The 26,297-nt window shown below is 61.0% G+C and carries 19 protein-coding genes; 9 read left to right on the top strand and 10 right to left on the bottom strand.

Going from position 1 to position 26,297, the window contains the following annotated elements; all coding sequences use genetic code 11:
- Nucleotides 1–141: 141 nt before the first annotated feature.
- Nucleotides 142–2,358, bottom strand: coding sequence for a histidine kinase N-terminal 7TM domain-containing protein (locus SFUM_RS18420; protein WP_011700362.1), 2,217 nt, complete (start codon nucleotides 2,356–2,358; stop codon nucleotides 142–144).
- Nucleotides 2,359–2,792: 434 nt separating this feature from the next.
- On the opposite strand from SFUM_RS18420, the gene lspA reads away from it, so the two are divergent.
- From lspA to SFUM_RS22095, 3 genes are all read left to right on the top strand, one after another.
- Nucleotides 2,793–3,338 carry a signal peptidase II gene (gene lspA / locus SFUM_RS22105; protein WP_011700361.1) on the top strand — a complete coding sequence of 182 codons (546 nt, stop codon included), beginning with the start codon at nucleotides 2,793–2,795 and terminating at the stop codon, nucleotides 3,336–3,338.
- A gap of 308 nt (nucleotides 3,339–3,646) precedes the next feature.
- The gene (locus SFUM_RS22100) at nucleotides 3,647–4,498 is read left to right on the top strand and encodes a L,D-transpeptidase (RefSeq protein ID WP_167321378.1); all 852 of its coding nucleotides are present in this window, start codon (nucleotides 3,647–3,649) and stop codon (nucleotides 4,496–4,498) included.
- 719 nt (nucleotides 4,499–5,217) lie between these two features.
- Complete coding sequence (locus SFUM_RS22095; RefSeq protein ID WP_011700359.1) at nucleotides 5,218–6,696, top strand: HD domain-containing phosphohydrolase; 1,479 nt, start codon at nucleotides 5,218–5,220, stop codon at nucleotides 6,694–6,696.
- A gap of 102 nt (nucleotides 6,697–6,798) precedes the next feature.
- On the opposite strand, the gene SFUM_RS18400 is transcribed toward SFUM_RS22095, so the two are convergent.
- Nucleotides 6,799–7,548 carry a class I SAM-dependent methyltransferase gene (locus tag SFUM_RS18400; protein ID WP_011700358.1) on the bottom strand — a complete coding sequence of 250 codons (750 nt, stop codon included), beginning with the start codon at nucleotides 7,546–7,548 and terminating at the stop codon, nucleotides 6,799–6,801.
- A gap of 713 nt (nucleotides 7,549–8,261) precedes the next feature.
- Between SFUM_RS18400 and SFUM_RS18390 the strand changes: the two genes are divergently transcribed.
- From SFUM_RS18390 to SFUM_RS18380, 3 genes are all read left to right on the top strand, one after another.
- On the top strand, nucleotides 8,262–8,837 hold the full coding sequence (locus tag SFUM_RS18390; protein ID WP_011700356.1) for an HD domain-containing protein: 576 nt from the start codon (nucleotides 8,262–8,264) through the stop codon (nucleotides 8,835–8,837).
- A gap of 22 nt (nucleotides 8,838–8,859) precedes the next feature.
- The gene (locus SFUM_RS18385) at nucleotides 8,860–9,270 is read left to right on the top strand and encodes a thioesterase family protein (RefSeq protein ID WP_011700355.1); all 411 of its coding nucleotides are present in this window, start codon (nucleotides 8,860–8,862) and stop codon (nucleotides 9,268–9,270) included.
- A 131-nt stretch (nucleotides 9,271–9,401) separates the two neighbouring features.
- Complete coding sequence (locus SFUM_RS18380) at nucleotides 9,402–10,325, top strand: bile acid:sodium symporter family protein (protein ID WP_011700354.1); 924 nt, start codon at nucleotides 9,402–9,404, stop codon at nucleotides 10,323–10,325.
- 94 nt (nucleotides 10,326–10,419) lie between these two features.
- Here the strand turns inward: SFUM_RS18380 and SFUM_RS18375 are convergent, their stop codons facing one another.
- From SFUM_RS18375 to SFUM_RS18365, 3 genes are all read right to left on the bottom strand, one after another.
- Complete coding sequence (locus tag SFUM_RS18375) at nucleotides 10,420–10,857, bottom strand: hypothetical protein (RefSeq protein WP_150109560.1); 438 nt, start codon at nucleotides 10,855–10,857, stop codon at nucleotides 10,420–10,422.
- A 639-nt stretch (nucleotides 10,858–11,496) separates the two neighbouring features.
- Complete coding sequence (locus SFUM_RS18370) at nucleotides 11,497–12,231, bottom strand: SIR2 family NAD-dependent protein deacylase (RefSeq protein ID WP_011700352.1); 735 nt, start codon at nucleotides 12,229–12,231, stop codon at nucleotides 11,497–11,499.
- Between the two features lie 184 nt (nucleotides 12,232–12,415).
- Complete coding sequence (locus tag SFUM_RS18365; protein ID WP_011700351.1) at nucleotides 12,416–13,381, bottom strand: UDP-glucuronic acid decarboxylase family protein; 966 nt, start codon at nucleotides 13,379–13,381, stop codon at nucleotides 12,416–12,418.
- 361 nt (nucleotides 13,382–13,742) lie between these two features.
- Between SFUM_RS18365 and SFUM_RS18360 the strand changes: the two genes are divergently transcribed.
- The 3 genes from SFUM_RS18360 (at nucleotide 13,743) to SFUM_RS18350 (ending at nucleotide 19,126) form a co-directional block, all read left to right on the top strand.
- Nucleotides 13,743–15,497: an ABC transporter ATP-binding protein gene (locus tag SFUM_RS18360; protein WP_011700350.1), complete on the top strand. Its 1,755-nt coding sequence runs from the start codon at nucleotides 13,743–13,745 to the stop codon at nucleotides 15,495–15,497.
- 543 nt (nucleotides 15,498–16,040) lie between these two features.
- Nucleotides 16,041–17,054, top strand: a complete 1,014-nt coding sequence (locus tag SFUM_RS22090) for a PIG-L deacetylase family protein (RefSeq protein WP_011700349.1) — start codon at nucleotides 16,041–16,043, stop codon at nucleotides 17,052–17,054.
- 92 nt (nucleotides 17,055–17,146) lie between these two features.
- Nucleotides 17,147–19,126, top strand: coding sequence for a hypothetical protein (locus SFUM_RS18350; protein WP_049766425.1), 1,980 nt, complete (start codon nucleotides 17,147–17,149; stop codon nucleotides 19,124–19,126).
- 115 nt (nucleotides 19,127–19,241) lie between these two features.
- Here the strand turns inward: SFUM_RS18350 and SFUM_RS18345 are convergent, their stop codons facing one another.
- From SFUM_RS18345 to odhB, 5 genes are all read right to left on the bottom strand, one after another.
- Nucleotides 19,242–20,390, bottom strand: coding sequence for an acyltransferase family protein (locus SFUM_RS18345; protein WP_011700347.1), 1,149 nt, complete (start codon nucleotides 20,388–20,390; stop codon nucleotides 19,242–19,244).
- A 50-nt stretch (nucleotides 20,391–20,440) separates the two neighbouring features.
- Nucleotides 20,441–21,619, bottom strand: coding sequence for a hypothetical protein (locus SFUM_RS18340; RefSeq protein ID WP_011700346.1), 1,179 nt, complete (start codon nucleotides 21,617–21,619; stop codon nucleotides 20,441–20,443).
- A 16-nt stretch (nucleotides 21,620–21,635) separates the two neighbouring features.
- Nucleotides 21,636–22,823 (bottom strand): glycosyltransferase family protein, encoded by a 1,188-nt coding sequence (locus SFUM_RS18335; protein ID WP_011700345.1) that lies wholly within the window; start codon nucleotides 22,821–22,823, stop codon nucleotides 21,636–21,638.
- Nucleotides 22,824–23,061: 238 nt separating this feature from the next.
- A complete protein-coding gene (lpdA, locus tag SFUM_RS18330) occupies nucleotides 23,062–24,468 on the bottom strand; it encodes a dihydrolipoyl dehydrogenase (RefSeq protein WP_011700344.1) in 1,407 nt (468 codons plus the stop codon).
- A 1-nt stretch (nucleotide 24,469) separates the two neighbouring features.
- A complete protein-coding gene (gene odhB / locus SFUM_RS18325) occupies nucleotides 24,470–25,804 on the bottom strand; it encodes a 2-oxoglutarate dehydrogenase complex dihydrolipoyllysine-residue succinyltransferase (RefSeq protein ID WP_011700343.1) in 1,335 nt (444 codons plus the stop codon).
- Nucleotides 25,805–26,297 lie beyond the last annotated feature (493 nt).

Below are 26,297 nucleotides of genomic sequence, written 5' to 3'. Positions count from 1 at the left end.
GCTATTTTGTTAACTGTCAAGCCCATTCCGGACTTCAAAAAGAAAATCCGAGCTCGATCCGTCCCGGGGAAACGGTCCTGAATTGCGCCCGCCCAACAGCCTGGCGAACCGGCGTTGTGTAATCGTGAACGCGAGTTGGCATCAGTTCGCCAGCACCTTTCGCAACTCGTCGTAGAGATGTTGGGTGCTGTAGGGTTTCTGGATAAACCCTGCAAATCCGCGATCGCCATATCGGCGGGATACTTCGGCCAGGCTGTAGCCGCTGGCCAGGATCACCGGCATTTCGGGCTGAACGGCCAGTATGTGGCCGAACACGGTGGGACCGTCCATCATCGGCATGGTCAGGTCGAGGATCACGCACCGAATCTCACCCCTGTTGGCGCGGAAGACATCCAGAGCTTCCTCGCCGCCGGCCGCCGTCAAGACCTTGAAGCCGAAATGCCTTAAAATCGCCTCGCACACTTCCCGGACCATGTCCTCGTCGTCCACTACCAGGACCGTCCCGGAAGACAGGGCCGGATCCCCTTCCATGGAAGGAAAAACCGCGGGAGCCCGCGGCTCCGGCTGAACCGGCTTCTCTTCATGAACGCGGAACAGAAGCGTCACCTTCGTTCCCCGCCCCGGGGCGCTGTCCACCATGATCGCTCCGTCGTGGCCGCGCACGATGCCGAGCACCGCCGACAGCCCCAGGCCGCGGCCCACCGACTTGGTGGAAAAAAACGGGTCGAAAAGGAGCCTGCGCGTCTCTTCATCCATGCCGCACCCGCCGTCGGATATCTCCAGGCTGACGAACCGGCCCGCCGGTGGTTTTTCTTCCAGGTAGCTGCGCAGCAGTCCCTTCTCGTCGTATTCGCGCGCAGCCGTGGTGACCGTGATCACTCCCCCCTCTTCGCCCAGAGCTTCCGACGCATTGATGATGACGTTCATCACGATCTGCTGCATCTGTCCGGAATCCGCCATGATGAGAGGCAACTCCGGGGCGAGCCTGAGTTCCAGGGAAGCACTCTTGGATATGGAGACCTTCAACAGGCTGCCCATATCCCTCACCAGTTGGTTCAGATCCAGGGCATCCTTGAGGAAGATGCCCTTGCCCGAGTAGGCCAGCATCTGGCGGGTGAGCTCGGCGGCCCTGTGAGCGCCGGCGGCCGCGTCGGTGATGTTGGAGTGAGCGGGAGATCTTGCGGGGATGGACATCCGGGCCAATTCCAGGTTGCCGAGGATCACCATGAGCAGGTTGTTGAAATCATGAGCGATGCCGCCCGCCAGCAGCCCCAGGCTTTCGAGTTTCTGGGCATGCAGAAGGCGCCGCTCCATCTCCAGCCGTTCCGTCTCCGCATGTTTGCGCTCGGTGATGTCTCGCATGACGATCAACCGTCCGCTTTCAAGCCCGCGACGATCTTTCAACGTGGAGATGTCCATTTCGAGCCACAACGGGCATTCGGGGGAGCCGCCCATGAATTCCAGCCGTCCCTCGGTTCCGGCGAGAATCCTTCCCGTGTGCTCGAGGCCCAGCGCCGGCACCTCCGAGGCCGGTTGACCGATCGCTTCTTCCGTCGCCCCCAGAAACCGTGCGGCCACCGGATTCATGTCCGCGATGCGTCCCCGGTTGTCCAGCACAATGACCCCGTCGCGCATCCCTTCGAATACCGTCGCGCGGGCCACCGGCACGAGATCCAGGAGCCGGTGGCGGAACACCCCCCAGGCAAAGCCGATGCCGCTGAAGGTGAACGCCAGGGGATGCAGGTCGATGCCCCAGGGACTATACCCGGCCAGGTAGACGATGTTTGCCGCCCAGGGGACCACTGAGCTCACCAGCATGACGTCGGCCTGTTTCCTGTAAGGTTCCGGAACACGCAGGCGCATCCTGAGAAACAGGGTATTGGCGAAAAAGAAACAGGCGCTGATATATACCATCTGGACCCAGTACAAGGAACCCGGCGTAAAGGAATGGAGCGGCAAGGGACCGGAGTCGTTGATCCAGCCTGTCCGGTAATAGAGATGATGATACTCGTTCGTTTGGAAGAGCAGAAACGTAAGCAGGGGAATAAGGAACAGAAAGCCGTATACGGGCCTTGTCAACCACTTGTCCGCTCCAACGTGCTGAATGGCGAAAACGACATAGAGGGCGGGAATAAATGGAACACCGAGGTATTCGACTCTCAACCAGAACATCATGGCGGGGAGGGTCGTCACGGTGAGCTCGAACGCGTAGCCGAACGAATAGACGGCGCACGCCAGCATGAGCACGCAGAAGGCGGTCGCCCCACGGGCGTTTCGACGGCGCAGCCCGCTCCAACCGAGAAGAAACAGGACGGTTGCGGAACCGAATACTATCACTGCAAGCGGATTCAGCTGCAACAGAGTACCTCTCGACCATTACCGCCGTGCCTGAAAAAGCAGTCTCTGATCATCCTCCGCCCCGTCAATATTCAGGCGCTGGAAACGGCGCCGATAGATCAGGAACGCCAGGCTCTTTCGTCCATATGAAGCGAGCGTCCCGAAAGCAATCCTCCTTTTCCATGATATTCGCTCGACTATGAAGCCGGGCGATCATAGACCGCGCATGAATGTAGCACCAATGAAGAGACAAGACCAGTGTCAAGTGGCGCGGATTCGCCCAACGACACGGCAGCCCCGGCGGCGGCTCGCGCTTTGCGTTTGAAGGCCCAAACGGACAGTGCCGCCCTGCCTTGGTGGAAAACGGATTGCTTTTTGTGGCGAGATGTGGCTCATTCGTTCGAACGCCTTTTGAGTGCATGGTGAAATGAAGACCCCTTTTCAGAGGCGGATTGATGAGGCAGCGCAAACGGATCGTCCTGGCCCTGTTCACCATTTTGCTGTGCGTGGGATTCGACCAGATCACCAAGGGAATCGCCGCGGAACACCTGTCCCGGGGCAGGGAACTGTCCTTTGCGGGAGACGTGATCCGGTTCAGTTACAGCGAGAACGAAGGCGCCGTTTTCAGCTTCGAGTATTACCTGCCCGAAAAATGGCACGGCGAAATCGCCGGTGCCGCATCCGCGCTGCTTGTCGGCGCCATCGTTGCGTTCCTCCTGTTCGGTCCCGGCCTGCGGCCCCTCCCGGCCCTGGCCCTCTCGCTTTTCTGCGGCGGCAGCGTCAGCAACCTGCTCGACCGAATGGTCTTCGGGGGCAACGTGGTCGACTTCATCATCGTGACCTGGGGCGGTTTCCGTTCCTGGACCTTCAACGTGGCCGACGCCGCCATCGTTTCGGGCCTGACCCTGCTGATTCCATCCATCATCTGGCGCATGCTGCGATCGGGGCAGCGCGGGGGGCGAGGCGGCGACCCGCCGGCAGAGTCCCGGAAAATGACGTAATTTCAGGGAATTCTTCAATCAAAGAGAGGCCGCATGCGAGACTGACCCCGATTCTGCGGGGGTGGGTTCTCATTCAGGCACTCTTTCGAGCTCAAAGTGGGAAGTTGCGCGGGCCGGTCTTTTCTCCTGCGAGCCGCCGGGCGCCGTCCCGACGGTTCGCCGCCCATCCCGGCACCTTCTGGCGTTCTTGCATTGCGTTGACTATTTTATACCTGGACACGCGGCACGCTCCTCGCGGTTTCGTTGAGCGAACGTGTGCGGGAAGGCACTTGGAAATGCGTCCATTCTTGACGCGGAAAGGCGCGTTCATGAGAATACCGAACCTGTGGCGATGGTCGGCGGGGGCGGCGCTGGTGATTGTGCTTTCATGGAGCGAAGCCATGGGGGCCCAGGCGTTCTATGAATTCCCCCCTCACGGGGAAAGCCGCGACGATGTCGCCTTCGCCTGTCGCAGGCATGTTCCGGCCGGCACACCGCCCGATCTGGGCTGGCGGCAGCGTGTCCTGACCGACCGGGAGCTCCTGCAAATCACTGCATGCGACCCGGAGTTGAGCCCGAGCATCGCAAGACACATCCTGTCCAAGCTCAATGCCAGGGCGCCCTATTACATCGACGAGGACATCAAGGCCGGAAGGCCCATAAAGGTGCCCAACAGTTTCGAGGCCTATAAGAAATGGACGCCGCTGAAGGGATACCTGGCCGAGCTGAAGACGGTTCCGCAGTTCATCCTCATCTCAAAGGACCTGCATTTCATCGGCTGGTATGAGAACGGCAAAATGGTCGGCGATTCCTACATCTGCATCGGCAAGGAAGACGCCTGGACCAAAGCCGGTCTCTACACCGTGAAGAACAAGGACGCCGATCACGTTTCGCGAAGCTACAGGAACGCCGACGGGGTCTGGGCCCCCATGCCCTACGCGCTGAGGATATATGATCACGTCTGGGTCCACGCAGGCGACATCGAACGGGGGAACTGTTCCCACGGCTGCATCAACCTTCCCCTCATGCCGGCGCGGGATCTTTTCACCTGGGCCAAAGTGGGCACTCCCGTCCTGGTCGTGGATTCCCTCCGGGACATCGGCCCGATCCTGGCTCAGGACGGTGCCCGAAGGCTGCTCTTCGCCGAACCGTTCGATCCGCACCGCGACGGCGAGAGATAAGCCCTTCCTGCGGGCCGGCGCAGACATTGCCCGACGATTCGCCAAACCCGGGCGCAAAGGGAGGACCAAGGGGGCACAACTCCGTCGTGCCCGCGATGAGGGCGAACGCCCGGGTCTGTCTCACGACCCGGGCGTTGCGAGGCCCGGCACCTCTTCCCGGGCCGCAGGCTGCGCCGCGGCTCAGCCACCTTGATGGACTGCTGCATCTCACTGCCGGCCACCATGTGGAACATCGTCTTCCGCAAATTCCCGAGAACGTCTCGCCCCGGTTGTCCGGGTTCGCCGTTTGCCCCGGGCAACAGGCCGTTGACAGGACGCCCGTGATTTGCGAATATTCCGATCAGAGTCATTTACGGCCCGTCGACTGTTGACCGGAAATCATCGTGTCACCCAACGTCTGTCGACCGAAACCACGAGTAATGGCTTTCGGAGACTGGTTCCATGCGGTTTCCAGTGAGGCCGGCCGTAACGAATCCGCAATAGCGCCACCGGGTTGCCATCTCTCGCCTCGGGAACATGCGCGAGTTTTGCATTTCCGATTCCGTCCCTCGAAGAACCCGGCAGGCGCTCACCCGGTCGCTCTCGAACCTTGATCCAGAAAAAGACCGACGTCACGTTGCGCACGATTGCATTCGTGCGAACGATCCACGGGGGAAGCGACGGGGGGCGCCGGGCGCAGCCGGTTGCGGCACGATCGGGCGAATCGGATGGGAGAACCGATGGTCAAACGCATCCTGATTGTTGATGATGAAGAGCGCTACTGTGACGTCGTAAGGCAGATTCTGAGCTCCAGGGGCTACGAGACCGAAACCGCCGCGGCCCCCGCCGATGCTTTGCGGATGCTGCATGAAAGACCGTTCGAAATGGTCGTTTCCGACATCCGGATGAAGGGCAAGGACGGAATTCAAATGATGCGCGAAGCGCTCGAGGAATTCCCCGAGCTCGACTTCATCATCATGACGGGATATGCGTCCGAATACTCCTACACGGACATCGTGGAGGCGGGGGCCGGCGATTTCATCATCAAGCCCTTCAGCGCCCGGGAACTGGAGGCCAAGATCGGACGGATAGAGCGGGAGAGGCGGATGCAGGGCAGCCTTATCGAGACGAACCGGTATCTGCTCCGGGAAATTTCCCTGAACATGGCCATTGCCGAGCTTGCGAAGGCCATGGTGCTTCCGGTGTCCATGGACGAGCTGTCCGCGCTCGTTGTCAAACACGCCAGGCAGTTGACCGACAGCGGCATCGCTTACGTCGACTACATCAGCCTGGAGAAGAAATGCCTGATAAGCCCCGACCTGAGGGGGAACCAGTGGGACGATCCCGATCCTTCCATCAGGGAAGCCGTCCTGGAGCGCCTGTGCCGGTTGTGGAACAGGGTGTCGGAAGATCGAAAACCCGTCATGACGAATCTTCGCCGGGACGAGAACGAATTGCGGTTCAGGTTCCTGATCACCCCGGTGACGGCCGAAGATGTGCTGCTCGGAATCCTGGCACTGGGGACTTCCCGCCGCGATTACGACGAAAAGGACCTGGTGTTTGCCGGCAGGCTCGCCTCCCTCTATGGGATCGCCATCCAGCGGCGCTCCGCCGACGAAAGGCTCAACCACACGCTACGACAATTGCTGGGCGCTTTCGAGGAAACGGTCGACGCCCTGAGCTCCGCGTTCGAGATCCGCGACCCCTACACTGCCGGTCACCAGAAGAGGGTAGCCGACCTGGCCTCCCGGATCGCCACGGAAATGGGCTGCCCCGGCGAGGTGGTGGACGCGGTGAGGCTCGCCGGCCTGGTCCACGACATCGGAAAAATCGCGATTCCCGCCGAGATCCTCACCAAAATAACCCTCTTGAAGGACGTGGAAATGTCGCTGATCAGGCAACACCCGACAGCGGGCTACGATATTCTCAAGGGAGTGAAATTCCCGTGGCCCGTCGCCCAGGCGGTGTTGCAGCATCACGAAAGAATGGATGGAACCGGCTATCCCCGGGGACTCTCCGGGAAGGACATTCTGCTGGAGGCCCGCATCCTGGCCGTGGCCGATGTGGCGGAAGCCATGAGCTCCGGCCGGCCATACCGGGATGCCGTCGGGACCGACGGGGCCATCGAGGAGCTCTACAGAAACCGGAATACGCTGTACGATCCCGATGTGACGGACGCCTGCCTCAAAATCCTGGTCGAGCAGGGCTTCAAGCCCTGAAAACGGCGGAGAAACCGCCGGGACGCCCCGCTGTCGGGCCCCGCGGGTTTTTGCGGATTATCCTCGACAGCTTCCGGCAAACCCGGGGTGGAACGCAACGATCTACTGGGATTCTTTCTGGGCGGTCACGACCAGCAGCGGCGACCCGAAAGCAAACGGCCGGCCGTCGATGCCGCCGTGGGTCTCGAGGATCGAGAATCCCGCATTCTCGAGCATCCGCCTGATTTCAGCGAGGGTATAGACCCAGTGCAGTGACGTCCGGTTCTCCACTTTCCCGCTCTTCACAAACGTGTACTGCGTCTCAACGCAACCCAGTTCCACGCGGTAGCTGTTTTCCATGGCGAGCAGGATATCGTCCACCTGGAACCATTCGCGTTCGCGGAGGTTCGGCAGGATGGATTCGGCCGCCATGTGCGAGTCGAAGACAAAGCGTGCCCCCGGCTTGAGAGCCCTCGCGAGTCGTCGCAGGAAGGCCAGCATGTCCTGGTAATCGAAATAGCCGAAGCTGTTCCCCAGGCAGAACGCACCGTCGAATTCGGATATCCGCTGGATTTGACACATATCCCCCAGCACCCATTCGATGAGCACCCCTTGCGCCTTCGACAGGTTTTGAGCCTCCTGGATGAATTCCTCGGAGATGTCCAACCCGGTCATGCGAAAGCCGCGCTTGGCCAGTTCCAGCGAATGCCTCCCGTTTCCGCACGGCACGTCGAGCAGTTTCCCGTTCCTCTTCGCCTTCAGGGCCTTCGCCAGAAAAGCCGCCTCCGCCTTCGTCTGATCCGCCGAGATCGCCCTCCTCCACAGATCGAGCGCAACCCCTTGAAAGAAGTCCTCGTACCAGTTCAACTCCATGACTGTGGTTCCTCCGCCCGGGACGTTTCGTTTGTGGCCGGCACGCTTGCCCGCGCGCCGCACCGGCATCAGCTCGCGGGCACCCCTTCTCACGCCCCCGCCGCCCGCCTGCCGTTCCTCCTCTCCGGAGCGGCACAGGACATGCCGCCCCCGGGATATGGCACCGCCGCGGGGTATCCTTCCGTAAGTGGATACTGCCATTTCCGGTCAAGATCAAGGTTTTCTGCGGGGTCAAACCTACACTTTTCACTTTTCGCGAACCTGCATGAGCCGGAAATCTCGACGACGCATGAGAATCTCTCGGACTGAGAGTGTTTTCACATAAATTTTGTGGATCGCGGAGTCAAACCTGCACTTTTCACAAATGCACCCGGATCGGCCTCCGGGAGTGGCGGTGGAGATCAGAGCGGCGGCGGACAAGGCATCCTGTAAGAGCAGCAAGACTCGCCCGGCCGGTGCATGGACATTCGTTTCACAAGCCCGTGGCGGAAAAAGATCATTCCGAGGTGGAGTGCCGCGGCGGCCTTTTGAATTTCCGGTGGATCCGGCGCCGCTTTTCGATTATATCCATCGTCATCCGGCGGGAAACCGGGATCGGCGCGGCGCGGATGCCTTCCCCGGCTTTGAGGACAAGGCGGGCGCGGGTTATGCTTTTTATTGCGGCATCAGTCACCGCGACAGGATCCGATAATCCTTTCGATGGAGCATCGGTCATGACAGGCTTCACCTTTGACGACATCGCGGTGATTCTGGCCGCCTTGAAATTTTCCGCTCAAAGGCACCGTGACCAGCGGCGCAAGGATGCGGTGCAGACGCCTTACATCAATCATCCCATTGAAGTCGCCGATCTGCTCTGGCGCGTGGGCAACGTCCATGACCTTCGAGCGCTCGTCGCCGCGCTGCTGCACGACATCATCGAGGATACCGAAACGTCGCCTGGGGAGATTGAACGGTCCTTCGGGGGAGAGGTGCTGTCCCTGGTCCTGGAGGTTTCCGACGACAAGCGGCTGCCCAAGGCCATACGAAAATCGCTGCAGATCAGGCACGCTCCCAACCTGAGCCTGCACGCCAAGGCAATCAAGCTGGCCGACAAGATCTGCAACACGCTGGACATCACGCATTCTCCGCCCCACGACTGGCCGGTTGAGCGCCGACTGGAATACCTCGACTGGACGGAGAAAGTGGTGGCGGGGCTCCGAGGAAGCAACGCGGCGCTGGAGTCCCTCTACGACAGGGTCCTTGCGGAAGGAAGAGCAATCGTCGAACGCGCCGGCGGCAGCGGTGAATGACCGCCCGCGCAGGAGGATGAAGATGAACGACCGGAACAAGCTGCAGCCCGGAATCAAGGGAACCTCCCGGACCTCGGTCGATGCCGGGATTACCGCCCTTTCCATGGGCAGCGGCGAAATCGAGGTGCTTGCCACTCCGGCCATGGCCGCGCTTATGGAAGCCGCGGCCGTCAACTGCGTGAAGCCTTATCTGCCCTCAAACGAGACGTCGGTCGGAGTCCATATTGAAACCTCCCACATCGCGGCCACCCCGCCCGGGATGGGCGTCAGGGCCGAAGCGACCCTGGAAGGCGTCGAAGGCCGCAGGCTTTTCTTTCGCGTGGAAGCCTACGACGACCGGGAGAAGATCGGCGAGGGCCGCCACGAAAGAGTGATCGTGGACCGGGAGAAGTTTCTCGGCAAGGTGAACAAGAAATGCGCCGGGCCTTCCTGAGCAAGGTCTCCCGGCCGTTTTTCCCGCTCTCGTGGGCCAGGGGTACGCGCACCCCCTCCCCCGTTCCGGAACGAAGTGCGACCAAGAAAGGCTGAATCCCGCCTCCCCGGCGATTTCAGAATCCATGCTTCATGCTGCCGACCAAAGACCTTCTGCTGCTGACGGTCAGTTTCTCGACGATTTTTGCCGGCGTCCTGCTCCCGGGCTTCGGGGCATATTTTCAGCCGTATCCCCTGCACTGCATGATCGTGCTGCTTTTCGTCAGCTTCCTGTCCATCGATCTCTCGGAAATCTGGAAAATCATCCGGCATTCCAGTGCCAGGGTCGTCGTGCTCCTGGTTCTGAAATTGATCGTCCTTCCCGTCGCGGTCTTTTTCCTGTTCCGGCTGTTCCTGCCGGAATACGCCTTGGCGGTCCTGCTGCTGTGCGGCATGTCCACCGCGGTCATGACGCCCTATTTCGCCCAGCTTCTCCAGGCGAACAGCGCTCTCGTGTTCGTGATGCTGGTCGCATCCTCGATGCTGGTCCCGGTCACCCTCCCGGCGCTCGTCAAGGTTTTGCTCGAACGCATCATGGACATCTCGTTTGTCGAAATGATGCGCCTGTTGTGCATCGTCATTTTTGTTCCGATCGTCCTGGCAAGAACGACGATGAGCGTGGCGCCCGCCCTGGGAGCGATGTTGGAGAAGACGAAATACCCCGTTTCCCTGCTGTGTTTCGCGGTGACGAACCTGGGAATCTTTTCCCAGTATTCCGATTTTTTCCGAAGCGATCCGACGGTCATCCTGACGGCGACCCTGGTGGCCACGGGCCTGGCGGGCCTTCTCTTTCTGGCCGGCATCCTGGTTTCCCGCAAGGAGTTTCTCGACGATCAACTGGCGGTCATCATCAGCCTGGCCATGACGAACAGCGTTTTGGTCATCGTGTTCAGCTCCCGCTTTTTCGGACCCCTGGAACCGACCGTCGCCGCGATGTCCTCGATCCCCTTCTTCGCCCTGATCGTTCCGCTCAGGCTCTTTCGCGCCTATCGGCTAAAGAGCGCCGACCCGAAGTGAATGCGCGCACCCGCCCTACCGTACGGTCCACAAATGGACTTGCACCGGCGGAAGCATATGATCTGGGCGTCGATCGGGAGAGAGCCGCCCCGCATCATTCACAAGCATCGAACGCGCTTTCCAGCGTGGCGGTTATTCTTTCAGCGGAAGCGTTGATTGAAACCGATTTGATACGGCCCGTGATTTCTTCGTGCCCGATTCGCGGCCCCAGATTCCTGTATGGAATAAACCGAAGCCTCCTGCCTTCGAGCTCGATGGAGCACGATCGGGCCGATTCCGTAAACTCGGAATACGACGTCACACCGGCAAGTTTGAGAATCGGCTCGAACAGATTGGACGAACGCGCGGGGTGAGGAATATATTCTCTGGATTGTTCCAAGGCATTTTTGATGTGATTGACTTTGACCACATCATCTTCAGAAACGTCTATGGCGACAAACGGTTGAGTCGCCATCCAAATACCTGCCGTAGTCATCGATGAAGAGTGCAAGTATATAACATTTTTTCTTTTATATATATTTGCTCGCTTCATTGCATCGAATATCCTTATTCCATCATAATTATTGCCCTGTTGACCGACAGCCCACCATTCCCGCAAGATATAATAATATTCGATTATTGCTTAAGATTAATTGTCGCTGATGACATTGCGCGGGGATTCACCCGGTGGACACGGACACCCGCCGGTCTTTCCTGCGGAACGGGGAATCCGGGATTCTCCGGGTATCAAGTACCCCGGCTTTGGCCGGAGCGGCGGCTGCAATATGCCGCAAACAGCCCTGAGCCGGACGAACCAAAAAGAAGCACGACGATCATGACCGTCGTCATTCCTGCCTGGACGGCCCGGCACACGGAATAAGAACCGGGGGCTCACAACAAACCATGAAAATGAGCCGGATCCTGGGTATTTCGAAACAGACGGCCGTGAGCCGGAAACTCACGCGCGATGCTTTCCGTAATGCGCCCGGCTCCGGCAACCGGTCACACTCGTGGATGACGGAATGCCCCGGGCTCGATGAGCCGGCACCCCCATGGAAGATGATGCCCACGGGGCACACTCACGAAAATTGCAGTCCGGCGGCCCCAACGGCGCGGCGTCCTCGCTTCCTGGGCTCGACAGTGCCGACCGGTCTCACTCATGAGCGCTGCAACGCCGCCCGCCTGCTCGCGATCACAGCAGCCGCGGCAGGATTTCCCCGGCTTTCCCGGAAATACTGATATCGTAGGCGCCGCTGTACGGGGTCGGATCGAGATTGACTTCGGCCACCGTCGCCCCCTGCTTTCTGGCGATCACCCCCATGGACGCCGCCGGCTGAACGGTTCCCGACGTGCCGACGACCAGCATCACGCCGCAGTCCCGGATCGCCTCGTAGGCCTGATCGAGTATTTTGGGCTCGAGCATTTCTCCGAACCACACCACGTGAGGCCTGAGCAGTCCCCGGCACGAACCGCAGCGGGGCAACTCGGGCAGCGGAACGGTGCGGTCTTCGGTCAGGCTGCCGCACCGGGTGCAGCGAACCCACCACAGGTTGCCGTGCAACTCTAGGATGTTTGCGCTTCCGGCCTTCTGGTGAAGGCCGTCGATATTCTGGGTGATCAGCGTGAAGCGCGGTATCCTGCGTTCCAGTTCCGCAAGGGCATAGTGACCGGGATTGGGATCGAGCGGCGCCAGAAGCTGTCTGCGCCACCCGTAGAACTCCCACACAAGCTTGGGATCGTTCTCGAATGCCTCGGGAGTCGCAAGGTCGGTGGCCCGGTACGTGCGCCAGAGTCCGCCCTCCCCGCGAAACGTGGGAACGCCCGACTCCGCGGAAATGCCGGCCCCGGTCAACACCACGACGTTCTCGGCACCGCTCAGCTTCTCTTTCAGGGCGAGGACCTTGTTCTCGATGGATCGATCCCCCATTCTCGTTCCCTTTCCATTCTCAAGTTAGCGAGGCATGAATCCCGGCATTGAAATCGTGAATCGCCCATCCGCAAGGGCATCCCGGCAGCAGCCGTCGCGGGTCGGAAAGCCCGGCGCATTCATGCGGAACTATCCGCGGCTCATGGAGTTTTGTGAAAAGTGTAGGTTTGGCCCCATTGTCCGCTCAGTCGAGTTCCATGCCTCCGGTCCTCAGCAGGTCGTCGAAGTAGTCGATGGTCTTTTTCAACCCTTCGTCCAAAGGCACTTTGGGCTCCCAGTCCAGAACCTTTTTGGCAAGGCTGATATCGGGCCTGCGCATGATGGGATCGTCCTGAGGCAGGGGCTTATGAACGATCTGCGAACGGGATTTGGTGAATCCGATGACCTTTTCCGCCAGTTCGGCGATGGTGAATTCCACAGGGTTCCCGAGGTTGACGGGACCGGTGAATTCGTCCTTGGTGTTCATGAGTCTCCAGAACCCTTCGATGAGGTCGTCCACATAGCAGAAGGATCTCGTCTGGGTCCCCTCGCCGTAAATGGTTATGGGCTGCCCCTGCAGCGCCTGGACAATGAAGTTGGACACCACCCGCCCGTCCCTGGGATGCATGCGCGGACCGTACGTGTTGAAAATCCGCGCCACCTTGATCTTCAGGTCGTGCTGCCGGTGATAGTCGAAGAAAAGCGTTTCCGCGCACCGTTTGCCTTCATCGTAGCAGGACCTCAGCCCGATCGGGTTCACGTGTCCCCAGTAGGATTCCTGCTGCGGATGCACTTTGGGGTCGCCGTAGACTTCGGACGTGGAGGCCTGCATGATTTTCGCTTTCAGCCTTTTGGCCAGTCCCAGCATATTGATGGACCCGTGCACGTTCACTTTGGTGGTTTGAACCGGATCGTTCTGGTAGTGGATCGGGGACGCCGGGCAGGCGAGATTGAAAACCTCATCCACCTCGATGTAGAGCGGATAGGTGATGTCGTGACGGTAGAGCTCGAAATAGGGATTGTCGAGCAGGTGCAGGATATTGCGCTTGCTCCCGGTGTAGAAATTGTCGATGCACAGGACGTCACGGCCTTCGTTGAGGAGGCGCTCACAAAGGTGCGACCCGAGAAAACCGGCCCCGCCTGTCACTGCACTGCGTTTGCGAAGATGCATTTACATTCCTTTCGGATTGAAATCAGGAGGATCACGCCGCAACCGGAAATCCGGGGCAAATCCCCGCCGAGCGCGGCCAATGCCCGTAAGCGCCGGTAATTATATTCGTTTGCAGAACTTTGACAATCCTTTTGGTGTTCCGGCCCGCATCATTTTGCCGTGCCGCGCCGACGGTTGCCGCCACCCTTCCCCTGTGCGCCGCCGTGCCCCCATTGTGCCCTATGCCCTTGATTTGCCCAGATTTAGGTTGATATCGCACGCCCGTTGGGCTAGATAATCCCATCCGCAGAGTCGGCGGTCCGGCCCGGCAATCCCCGGGCCCGCCGGAAAATGAAACCATTCGCGGCAAAGCGACGAAAATATGAGACGAAAAATTCTGCCCTACCTCTGGCCGTATCGGTATCCATTCCTGTTCGCACTGGCGCAGGTATTCCTGATGAGCGGATGCGAACTGCTCAAGCCCTGGCCGCTCAAGATCGTCATCGACAGCGTGCTCGGCGACAGCCCCTCACCGTGGAACCTGCACGAGCTGTTCTCGAAGCAGGCATTGCTCGTCGCCGCCTGTGCGGGGCTGATCGTGATCTACCTGGTATTGGGCGGCATCACCCTGCTGAACAATTACACCACCATCAAGATCGGGCAGAGGATGGTGAACGATTTGCGCCGCGACCTGTACAGCCATCTGCAGCGGCTTTCCCTGGCATTTCACAGCCGCCGCCAGGTGGGCGATCTCATGTACCGGGTCACGGCCGACACCTACGCCATTCAGAGCCTCACCATGAACGGCGTGTTCCCGATCGCCACCGCCCTGGCGCTGCTGATCGGAATGTTCGCCGTCATGCTCAAGATCGACTGGCAGCTCACTGTGCTGGCCTTGAGCGTGTGCCCGGTCCTGTTCCTGTCGATTTCGCTGCTCAGCAAACGGATCAGCCTCGCCGCGACGGTGGCGCGCCAGCAGGAAAGCGAGGTCTACTCGGTGGTGCAGCGGGGGATGTCGGCCATGCGCATCATCCAGGCATTCACCAAGGAAGAGGAAGAACACCGGAAGTTCATGGCCGCGAGCAACCAGAGCCTCGATGCCAGCCTGCGGCTCTACACGCTTCAGACTTTCTATTCGGGCATCATCAACGTGGTCATGGCCCTCGGAACGGCTTTCGTGGTGTGGGTCGGCGCCCAACACGTGCTTTCCGGGAGTCTCACCGTGGGCGAAATCGTGATTTTCACGGCTTACCTCGCGTCGCTGTACGCCCCGATCAACACCATCAGCCAGACCTGGGGATTGATCCAGGGGGCCAAAGTCGGCGTGCAGAGGGTTTTTGAAATACTGGACGTGGAACGCGACCTGGCCGAGGGCAACCTGGTGTTTCCGGCATCGGGGGCGAGAGGCGACGTGTGGTGGGAAAACGTCTCGTTTCAGTATGTCCCGGATCAGCCGGTTCTGAAGAACGTCTCCCTCCACGTTCCCGCGGGCCGGAAGGTGGCCATCGTCGGGCCGACCGGGGTGGGGAAATCAACGCTCCTGAGCCTCCTCCCGAGATTCTACGATCCGCTGGAAGGCCGCGTGACCCTGGACGGCACGGACATCCGCGACTTCCAGTTGAAATCCCTGCGCACGCAAATCGCCATGGTGCTGCAGCCGCCCCTGGTGTTCCCGATCACGGTGCGCGAGAACATTGCCTACGGCCGCCCCGAAGCCACCCTGGAGGAAGTCGTCGAAGCGGCCAAACTGGCCCGCATTCACGATTCCATCGCTCGCCTGCCCCAGGGTTACGACACGCTGGTCGGGGAACAGGGCGCCACCCTCTCGGAAGGAGAGCGGCAGCGCATCACGATCGCACGGGCCATTCTGCGCGATGCCCCGGTGTTGATCCTCGATGAGCCGACCTCGTCCGTGGACGCCGAAACCGAAGCGCTCATCATGGAGGGACTCAACCGCCTCACCGCCAACCGCACCACTTTCATCATCGCGCACAGGCTTTCCACCGTGCGCAATGCGGACCTCATCATCGTCCTGAGATCGGGGGAGATCGTCGAGCAGGGAACTTTCGAGGAACTCGTCCACGGCAACGGTCCCTTCGCCCTGCTGTACCGGTCCCAGTTCAGTCTCGAGGAGTAGGCCCGCGGCCGGCATCGAGGCCCCCTTTCCGAAGTCCGCATGGATCGGCTCTCCTCCCGCAATTACAGTAGAAAATATTGTGTTTTTTTCTTTTCTTGCAAACAGAAGTTCTTTATAGTCTTTTTCAATCCGCACAGCCATTGATCAAAGCACATGACGTGCCGTCGACCGAGCCGGAGGAGGGCAGTCGCCACCGCGCCGGTCTCCGTGGGTGCGGCATCCCGCAGGAACCGTCCTGCGCCGGCGGATCCGCCGGGGGACACCTCCGTTGAAGCCGGTCCGGATGGCTGGAGGAGAAGGAAGAGCAGGGGGACGAACGACGCCGCCTGCGGCGGGGCGGACGCAGGAAAAAGAGGTGTCGCTCGGGTCTTTCGTCGGAGTTGCGCCAGGGGCTACCCTCGCCGGGGAAGGTATGGAACTGTGAAGCAGTGGGCCGCAGGATTGACCCTGATTTTTTTGTCTCTCGTCGTGCCCGGGAATGCGACCTCGCACTCGCAGGGCATCGCAGACCACGGCCGGATTTCATCGGCCGGGAAAGATGCAATGCCCAATCCCGATCGCGGCGGGGGGAAACTGCCGGCCGGCCTGACGACCCGGCCGTCGGACTTCAGCGCGTCGCCTTTTGCGTATATTTCCAGGAGGGACCTGGTGGTTCCCGAAGGCCTGCGCCTGCTGGTGTTCTCGCCCCATCCGGACGACGAGTCCCTGGCGGCGGGCGGCCTCATCCAGCGTGTGCAGGACAACGACGGGAAGGTATGCGTCGTGTTCGTGACCAACGGCGACGGCTACCCGGAGGGGGTGAAGCTTCGGATCAAGCGCGCGGTGGCATCGAGCAACGATTTCATCGAATACGGCCAGGGGCGGCAGGAAGAAGCCGTCCAGGCACTCTGTGAGCTTGGGCTTCCGCGCGAAGATGCGATTTTCCTCGGTTTCCCCGACTCCGGCATCGACGACCTCTGGGAAACCTACTGGTCCAGGGGTAAACCTTACACTTCCCCTTACACCCGCTTCAACCGCCCTTACGTGAAGGGAAAGCTCAGCCGGTGGGTGAAATACGCCGGGGTGGATCTCGAAGCCGAGATCGCCCGCGTTCTCAACGACTTCAAACCGGACTGGGTGGTTATCCCCGATCCCAGGGACCACCATCCCGACCATGCCACCACGGGAGTGTTCGTGCTCGATGCCCTGCGCAAGCTCAACCAGGAAGGTGAATTGTCCTTTTTTTGCACGCAGGTCCTCACCTACCTGGTCCACTTCAGGGACTACCCTCAGTCCGACTCGTGGTCGAAAGAAATCGACAGAGCGGGAGTTCGCGGCTCCTCGTCGGCTTCAAAGGTCCTGGCCGGCACGGAATGGCTGAACCTGCCGCTGACCTCCGATGAGCTCAACGGGAAGCGAAGGGCGCTCCAGGCTCATGCCAGCCAGTCCCCCGTGTTGGGCTATTTTCTCAATCTTTTCACGGGACCGTGCGAATTGTTCGGGCATCTCGATTCGGCCCAGATCATGGCGGTGCCGCAGGAATACGCGCTCTGCTTCAACCGGGCGGACGCCCGATGACGTAGGAACCCGTGCGACTGTCGTGTTCTTCGTTCCTTCCAGAAAGGTCCGAGGCCTTCCCGGCCGAAGGACCTTGTTTCGTTCCAGGGGACATGATGATCCGTCATCTTCTTCATTCGTTTTTGTCGATTCTGATCGCATGCAGCCTCGCCCTTGCGGGGGAAACGCCGGAAAAGCCGGCGGCATGGGGAACTTCGAAACGGGACGGCGTGTACTGGCTTGTCACTCCTGACGGGGCACCTTTTTATTCCAAGGGAGTCAATATCGTTACGGGAGGAAAGGACAGCGAAAAAAGCCGCCTGCGGCAGGCTTACTGCTGGAACAATTTCTTTTCCTCCCTCGAAGACTGGCGAAAATGCACGGGCGATCAACTCGACGCACTCGGTTTCAATACCCGCGGCGGCTGGTCCGATTCTTCCCCGCAGCTCGACCTGATGCTCACCGTCGATCTCGAATTGGGCCGGAATTCGAAGTTCCACTGGTTCGATCCCTTCGATCCTGCCATGGAGCAGATCACCGCCGACAAAGCCGTGGAATTGACCGCACCCTTCCGGAACGACCCGCGCCTGATCGGGTACTATTCGGACAATGAAGTGGGCTGGTGGAATTCCCCGCTCTTTGAATGGTATCTCAAGGCGGACTGGCACAACCGGACCAAGCGGGTCCTCTGGCAGCTCCTGGCCGAACGGTACCGCAACGACTGGACTCTGCTCCTGGAAGACTGGGTGCCCGCCGAAGGGATCAACGGGTTCGAGGACCTGAAGCAGCGGGGGGCCGCCCTCAAACTGCGCCCGGGGGGACACGGAATCCGCGTGGTGAACCGGTTCATGTACCTGGTCGCCAAAAGGTATTACCATCTTATGGTCCAGGCCATCCGAAAGGCCCATCCGGGAGCGCTGGTTCTCGGCGACCGTCTGCCGCTCTATTACCACCAGGACGCCTTGCTGGCCATCGGCAACAACGTGGACGTGATCTCGACCAACTACAACGTGGATACCCCCGACGGTTGGGTTGCCCCCTATTATTTCGAAGGCATGCAACGCCTGAACGACAAACCGGTCCTGGTGACCGAATTTTTCTTCGCCGCGCACGAGAACCGGAGCGGCAACCGAAACGAAACGGCCCGCAACAAGTACGCCAAGCCCGGCCACCTGATGACGGTGACCACTCAGGCCGAACGGGCCTGGGGCGCCGGAAACGCCATGCTGAACTTCGCCCGGTTCCCCAACGTGGTGGGTGCTCACTGGTTCCAGTACTGCGATGAACCGCTCGGCGGCCGGGAGGACGGCGAAGACTACAACATGGGCCTGATCGACACGGCCAACCGTCCCTACGAGGAAGTGACCGAAGCCTTTCGGAAACTCAACCCGGTGCTCGAAACCATCCACAAATGGAGTCGCACGGCCGTCGTGCAACTTCCGCCGGACGACGACAACGAAGGCACCGGGAAGAGGGCCGTCCCGATCTTTCGCGCCTCGACCCCCATCGACGTAACGGACCAGTCGCTGGTGGAATGGGACAAGGAGCGTTCGAGGGTCACGGGTTTTCGCGCGCCGGAACCATACGTTCCCTTCGGCGACGTGCATCTGGCCTGGAGGCCCGAGGGGCTTTACCTGGCAAGCCTGGCCAACACTTTCGTCGACCCGGCTTTCCTGGCCTACACGGGTGAGTTTCCCCGCTGCGAGGCGTTCCGGATCGACCTCAAATCGACGGTGCAGGGCGAAACTCGCCGCTTTGCCGTCTACCTCGTTCCCGCCGACAACCCGGATTTTCCCGACGGGTTCGAAATCCGCCCGCTGCTGTTTCAGTCCCTGGACGGCAAACCCCCTGAGCGGGTCCCGACGGCGGGCAGGGTCCAGAGACTCGACAAGTCCCTGCCCCACATGGCCGTTGAAGCTTTCATCCCCTCCGAGCTCCTCGGTGTTCCCGAGCTCCGCGAAGGCATGGAACTGGATATGAATGTGACCCTGGTGAGCTATTACCGGGAGTTCGTCATGACGTGGGCCGGAAAACCCGACGCTGAAGGAACCGTCAGCCCCGAGGGGGTGCGAAAGGTGGTCCTCGCGAGATAGCCGGATAATGGCCGGCTGTCGGGACTGACGATCCGCGCGAACGGCTCTGTCTGGAGTCATCCCTGCCCGGGCGTCTTTGCAGGAGGGCGCAAGCCGCCTGAGCCGCCACTCTTCGTCACCCCCCGAACAGCCGGCCGGCGAACCGGTTGGTGTATTTTTCCAGGGGCATCGTCCCCACGGTCATGATCGCGGTGATGGCACACGATGCCGCTATGTAGGCGGGCATTTCGAATTCCCGCAGGAGCTTTCCGAAATAGATCGCGTACGGCTGGTGCAGCAGGTAGAGGCTGTAGGAATAGACCCCTACCGAGGAAAGGAGCCTCGCGGCGGCCGGCCATCGATCCATCCGGACCGCCGCGTGCGCGATGATGATGAACAGGCCGGTGCCGATCAGCATGTCGGTGAAAATGTTGGTGAAGGTCGGCTGATAGCTGTAGGCGCCCAGAATATAGATCACGATGCCCGCGCCCGACGCCCGCCAGGAAAAAAGGCGACGTTCGGTTTCGCCGGTTCTCAGAAAGTATCGCCGCCCCACGACCATGCCGAAGGCGAACTCCCAGAGTCGCGCTCCGAAAAACGCCCCCTGCGCGTAATTGCCGTTCGCCTCCAGGACTTCGGACAGGAGATAGCGGCTCAACAGCGTAAACACCCCGCAGAGGATGAGAAACTTCACCTCCCCCGCTTTGTCCAGCAGCCTGGAGAAGAGGGGGAAAAAGAGGTAGAGTTGCAGGAGCAACCCGAAGAACCACCATGCCGGCACCAGGTAGTAAAAAACCGTTTCGGCGGGGTAGAATCTGTCGCCCAGGACACTCAGCACAAAACGAAAATCGATCGGGTCCTGCCGGTCCATGAAGGGGGAGACCAGGTAGATCAGATGGGCCAGCCAATAGATGGGAAACAGCCTCAACAACCGCCTGCGGTACCAGGAATTCCATCCGCCCGGCCGCCCGCCGCTCCCGGCCAGCGAGTAGGCGAGCCCGAACCCGCTCAACACGATGAAGACGCCCACCGCCTGGGAACCTCGCTCGAACACCACGGCGGCGATGCCTTCGAGGGCCGCGGAAATGGTCCCGAGGATCGAGCCGGAATGCTGCTCGGCAAGCCAGGCGGAAAAATTCCCGAAGCCGAGGAGCCACGGGAAGCGCCCGTTGTTGTAGGCATGAAAGAAGTGGAAGAACACGATCCAGAGGATGGAAATCCCCTTCATCATGTCCGGCCAGGTCAGCCTCTGCGGGGGTATGGGTCGGGTATGAGCGGTCTGCATCCTGTCGCACCAAAGCAGGCCGGCGGCGGAGGGCCGGAAGGCTCGCGGGTCTAGAGACCGGCCCTGTCCATCAGGCTCCTCAAGACCTTTTCGGCGCCGAAATATTCCTCTGCTATTTCCCGTGCCGCCCGGCACGCTCCTTCATAGTCGCTCTCGATGGCGTCCACCGCGGACAGGATATCGTCCATGGTGAGGAAGCCGAAAAGTCCCTTTCCGGTTGGCAGGTACTTGCTGAAACCCGTTTCCTGGGTGATCACGGGCCGGCCGGCGGCCAGGTAGGAGGCGCTTCGGTCGCTGAACCAGCCTGTCCGGGGTCTCACCACCTGCTCCTTGGTGACCGTGAACTCCCCCCTCGACCCCTGGATGTAGGCGCGATAACTGTCGACGCCCCGGGAAATCGGCAGGGATCGGACCGTCTCCCAGCCGTGCCGGGTCAGCATGCGGCGGGTGGGCTCGTTGATCTCCAGGGCCAGCTGAAACCGCACGTTGCGCCGCTCGGGAAGGTCGATAAACCTGACGAATTCGCGGCTCTTGGTCCAGTGGTACTTCTCCCCCCTGAAGACCAGGCTCTTGCCCTTGTTGTGCCACGTCGTGACGGTGGTAAACGCCGTTCCCGGCGCAGGGGGATTCGGATTGTCCCATAGGTCCGTCACCACGGGCTGTCGCGTGGGGAGCCATTTGAACCGTTCGAGGGGAAGATCGCAATCGGGCGCGCCCAGGTTCTCGCCGAAGCTGAAGTGCGTGTCGTGGGCCTCCAGGGCGGCGATGGTCGGCTCATCCCCCTCGGCCACTTTGACCTGGACGGCAAACGGATCCGATTCCACGTAGATCCGTCGCGGACAGGCCATGTGCTCCTCTCTGAGCTCCTGCGACGCGGTGACGTTCAGGAAAGCATCCGCCTCGCGATAAAGCGCCAGGATCTGCTCCTCGGTCATGCCGTAGCAGCTTCCGCCGGGATAATTGCCCCGAAAGGCCCAGCGACCTTTGAATCCATGAGCGTCGAGAATCGGAGCGACGGCCGCGACGTTGTCGGTGGCATCCGGAGAAAACAGGAACGTGTCGGCATTGTAGATCCAGCGGCCGGAATCCTCGACATAGTAAACGTCGTATCCCAGGCGCTTCAGGCCGATGAGATAGTGCAGAAACTGAAAGGTCACGCCGGCCAGCGGATACCAGAACATGATTCCGAAGACGATGATCTTGCCTTTCCCCTGCTTGCGCTCGCTCATATGGAACACGCCCCCTTCAAAAAGCGTCCTCGATGAACCGGGCCAGGACCTTGTCCGAATCGAAGTATTCGGCCGCAGCGCCGAGGGCGGCGCAGGCCTGGCGGGAATAATCCCTCTCCACCCGGCGGATCGCCTCCACCGCTTCCTCCGGCGTATTGAACGCGAGGATTCCCTTCCCGCAATCGAAGATGGAGCAAAATCCCGTGTCCTGCACGACCACCGGGCGGCCCGCGGCCAGGTAGCAGGCGGACCGGCAGCTGAACCAGCCGGTGCGCATGGCGACGTAAACGTGCTTGGCCGTCGAGATTTCCCCACGGGATTCGGCAATGAAGCGCTGATAGTCCGCGGGAGTCACCGTGGCCCCGGGTCCGTCCACCACCTCCCAGCCGTACTCGGCGAGCCGATCGAGCGGCGCATCGACGCCTCCCACCGCCACCTTGAGCCGCGCCTGTGCCTGTCGGGGCAGGTGCATCAGCTTTTCGAACTCGGTGCCCTTGCTGAAGTACTCCACTCCCTTGTAAACGAGTTTCCCCTTGAAGGCGTTCCAGGTCATGATGGTCGTCCAGGGCCTGGCGGAATCGGCCGGCTCTGCCGCAGGCCCGGACCAAAGGTCCAGGATGACGGGCATCCGGGTCGTCTTCCACGCGAAATCCATCCTGGGCACGATGCAGTCCGCCCCATGGATGTTCTCGGCGTAAGTGAAATGCCGATCGTGAGCGGCAACCGTCGCGCACCAGCGGTCCACGTTCTCCGACCATGACAGCCGCTCGCTCAGCATGATCTGATTGTAGCCGGGGTCCGTATCGAGGAACACCTTGACGCAGTTTGCGGACAGGTTTTCGGGGATCATGCACGCCCCGCTGACATTGAGGAAGAGATCCGCCGTGCGGGCGACTTCGTCGAATGCGCTTCGGTCCATCCCGTAGCTCCGGTCGTGCAGATGGAGATAATGCCACCGGCCGGTCAAATCCGGAGCGTAAGTCTTGAAGAAGTCGGCGATGTAGTCGACCGAATAGGTCGGATCCGCCGTGTAGGTCTTTTGGATGGGATGGTAGGGCCAGCTCCATGAGTCTTCATGGTAGTAAACATCATGGCCCAGGCGGGCAAAACCAACGATGTACTGAAGATAGTCCCACGCCACACCGCCCACCGGGTACAGCGCCGCGAGCCCGGTCACGATGATGCGCAGCCGCGAACCTGCCATAGAACTCCTCCGAACCGGAAATCCGCCCCCGAGAACCTTTCGGGTTTTCCATCGACCATGCCGCACCGCATGAGGAAGCCCTTCGGGCCGATCCATTCCCTTGAGGCTCAAGGGCTACACACCATGGGCCTTCCTCATGCGCGCGCACAATTTTATTATAATAACCGAAACATCGGCGGTACGGGAAGATATCACGGCCTGCGGGGTGAGAACAGTCCAAATTGGGAAGGGAAACCCGTCATCCCCGTTTTCTGCTTGATTGGACGATGAGGGCGGCGTCGCGAACGGCTTCGGACAGGGTGGGATGAGCGCGGACCACCCGAGCGAATTCCTCCGCCGTGGCATTGCGTTCCAGGGCCCCGGCGCATTCGCCGATCAGTTCCGACGCTTCCGGCCCGATGATGTGTACACCAAGCAGACGGCCGGTCCTGCCGTGGGCGATGACCTTGACGAAGCCGTCGGTATCCCCGATGCAGCGGGCTCGGGCGGAACCCGTGAACGGGCAGGACCCGGCGACGAAGCTGAGTCCCCTTTCGCGGGCCTGCTCTTCGGTGAGGCCGACGCCGGCGACTTCAGGCGAGGTGTAGATGACCGAGGGGATCGTGTCGTAATTCACTTCACCCGGAAGCCCGGCGATGCATTCCACGGCGGCGATTCCCTCAGCGGAAGCCTTGTGCGCCAGCATGGGGCCCGGCACCAGGTCCCCGACGGCATAGATCGACGCAACGCCGGTGCGATACCGTTCGTCCACCAGCACATGCCCGGTCCTCGGGTCCGTGCCGATGCCGAGTGCCTCCAGGCCGAGGCCCCCGGTGAACGGTTTTCTCCCAACCGCAACCAGTACCCGGTCGCAGGCGATGCGATCCTCCTTGCCGTCCGCGTCGAGCGTCAGGACCACCTGTTCGTCCGTAACTTCAGCCCCGGTCACCTTCGTGCGCAGGCGAAACTCGAGTCCCTGCCGGCCGAGCAGACGCTCGAGCGTCCGCGACACCTGGCCGTCTGCGACGGCCGCGATGCCCGGCATCATTTCGATGACGGTGACCCGAGCCCCCAGGCGGCTCCATACGGAACCGAGCTCCAAGCCGATAGTGCCGCCCCCGACCACCGCCAGGTGCTCCGGGACCCGATCGAAATCAAGGGCTTCCGTGGAGCTCACGATCCTGCAGCCGTCGAAGGGAAGGGAGGGCACCGGGACCGGCTCGCCGCCGGTGGCGAGCACGACGGCATCGGCCTCGAGCATCGTCTTTTCGCCGTCACGGGTCACCTCGACGCGGTGTTCCCCCGCGAGCCGGGCAGTTCCCCGGATGAGCGCCACACCCGCATTCTCCAGGAGCTTGCGGACATTCTCCACGAGACCGCGGACCACCTCCGACTTTCTGGCCATCATGACGGGCAGATCGAGCACCTGGTCGTCGAGCACGATGCCGTGTTCCTGGAATCGTTTTCTCGCGAGGGTGTAGTACCGGCTCGATTCGAGGAGCGCCTTGCTGGGAATGCAGCCCACGTTGAGACACGCGCCGCCGACCCGGTCGCTCTTTTCCACGCACGCCGCCCTGAGGCCGAGCTCCGCGGCGCGCAGGCAGGCGACGTATCCGCCGGGCCCCGACCCGATGACGATCACATCGTATTTCCCGTCTCCCGCCACCTTATATCTCCACCATGATCCGTTCCGGATTTTCGATGCATTCCTTGATCCGCTTCAGGAACGTGACGGCTTCCCTTCCGTCCACGATCCTGTGATCGTAGCTCAGCGCCACGTACATCATGGGACGAACGACAATCCGGCCGTCCACGACCACCGGGCGGTCCTCGATCTTGTGCAGGCCGAGAATGCCGCTCTGAGGGCTGTTCAGTATGGGAGTGCTCATGAGCGACCCGTATACGCCGCCGTTGCTGATCGTGAAGGTGCCCCCTTCCAGGTCCGACATTTCCAGCCGGTTCTCCCTGATCTTGCGCACATGGTCGAGAATGGCCTTTTCCAGGTCCGCAAAACCGAGCTTGTCCACATCGCGGATGACCGGAACCACCAGCCCGCGTTCAGCGCCGACCGCGACGCCGATGTGGATGTAGTTGTGATAGACGATTTCGTGGCCTTCGATGAATGCGTTCAGCTCGGGCAGTTCCTTGAGCGCGACCGCGGCAGCCTTGAGGAAGAACGACATGATCCCCAGGGACACCGAGTGCTTCTTCTGAAAAAGATCGCGGAACTGTTTCCTTATTTCCTGGAGCCTGCTCATGTCGATTTCGTTGAATGTGGTGAGCATGGCGGTGTTCAGGCGCGCCTGGAGCATATGGTCCGCGATTCTTCGGCGAATCGGGGTCATGGGCTTGCGGACCGTCAATTCCTCCGGGGCTAAAACGACCTGCCGCCGCGGCGGCACCCGGCGGGGCGCCTCGGGCATGACCGCGGGTTCCGTGACGGTCTTTTCATCCGGTTTTCCCGTCGTTTCTTGCCCTCGTTCATCGAGGAACGCGAGGACGTCTCCCCGGGTCAGCCTGCCCCCGGGGCCGCTTGGGGTAATCTGTGCGGCGTCCAGCCCCCTCTCGGCGAGGAGCTCCTTCACCGATTCGGACACGATCGGCCGGGGCGAGGCTTCCGCAGTGCCGGCTCCGGGCGGCGACGGCGCCCGGACGGGCGAGACGGGAACCGGTGCCGCCGCGGCCTCCCGTTCCGCCGCCTTTTCGACGACCTCTCCGGTTTTCTCCGCTTCCGGCTGCCGGGCGGGGAGGGGCTTCGCCTCGCGAGCCTCCGAATCGATTGTCGCTACCACCGTCCCGATGCGGACCGTCTGTCCTTCCGGGACCAGGATTTTCAGCAGCCCGTCCGCGTCTGCCGAGACTTCCAGCGTGACTTTGTCCGTTTCGATAATAAAGAGTATCTCGCCCTTGCGCACCATGTCGCCATCACGCCTGTACCACTGGACGAGCAGGGCTTCCTGCACGGATTCGCCGACCTCGGGCACTTTCACCTCGATCTGCATGGTCACTCCTCACTGGTTTGGCAGACGATTGACGGATCGGAAACTCCCCGGTTTCCAGGATGACCGAAGGATTCCGCGGAGAACACGCACCGACCGACCTCGCGCGCCTTCGCGCAAAACCGCCCCTCCAGGCGCGGAGGGATTCTTTTCCCGAGTTCCCGTTGCGTTTTGATACGGATGTGCGTTCAAAATGATACTCTAAAAGCGTGGGGGACGTATCCCCCACACCCCCTCGCCGCTTCGCGGCTCCGTGTGGCGCTGCGGCGGCGGCCTTCGGCCAATCGCCGACAGCGCCGAGCGCTCGGCCTCACGCGCTTGCGCGTGTGGCCGAAACTTGAGGGGTGCGGGGGAATCATTCCCCCGCTCTTTTGTGCTTGAAAAATCCATCTTGAACGCAATTATCCATGCCCCCTGCGACACCCGCGAAGCATGAAAACAGACTTCCGAGGGAGTCTATTTTCTAGGTAACTTCGTATGAGGTCATCGTCCCGAC

It is taken from the genome of Syntrophobacter fumaroxidans MPOB, assembly GCF_000014965.1.
Taxonomy (GTDB): domain Bacteria; phylum Desulfobacterota; class Syntrophobacteria; order Syntrophobacterales; family Syntrophobacteraceae; genus Syntrophobacter; species Syntrophobacter fumaroxidans.
This window is presented reverse-complemented; position numbering and strand designations above follow the sequence as displayed.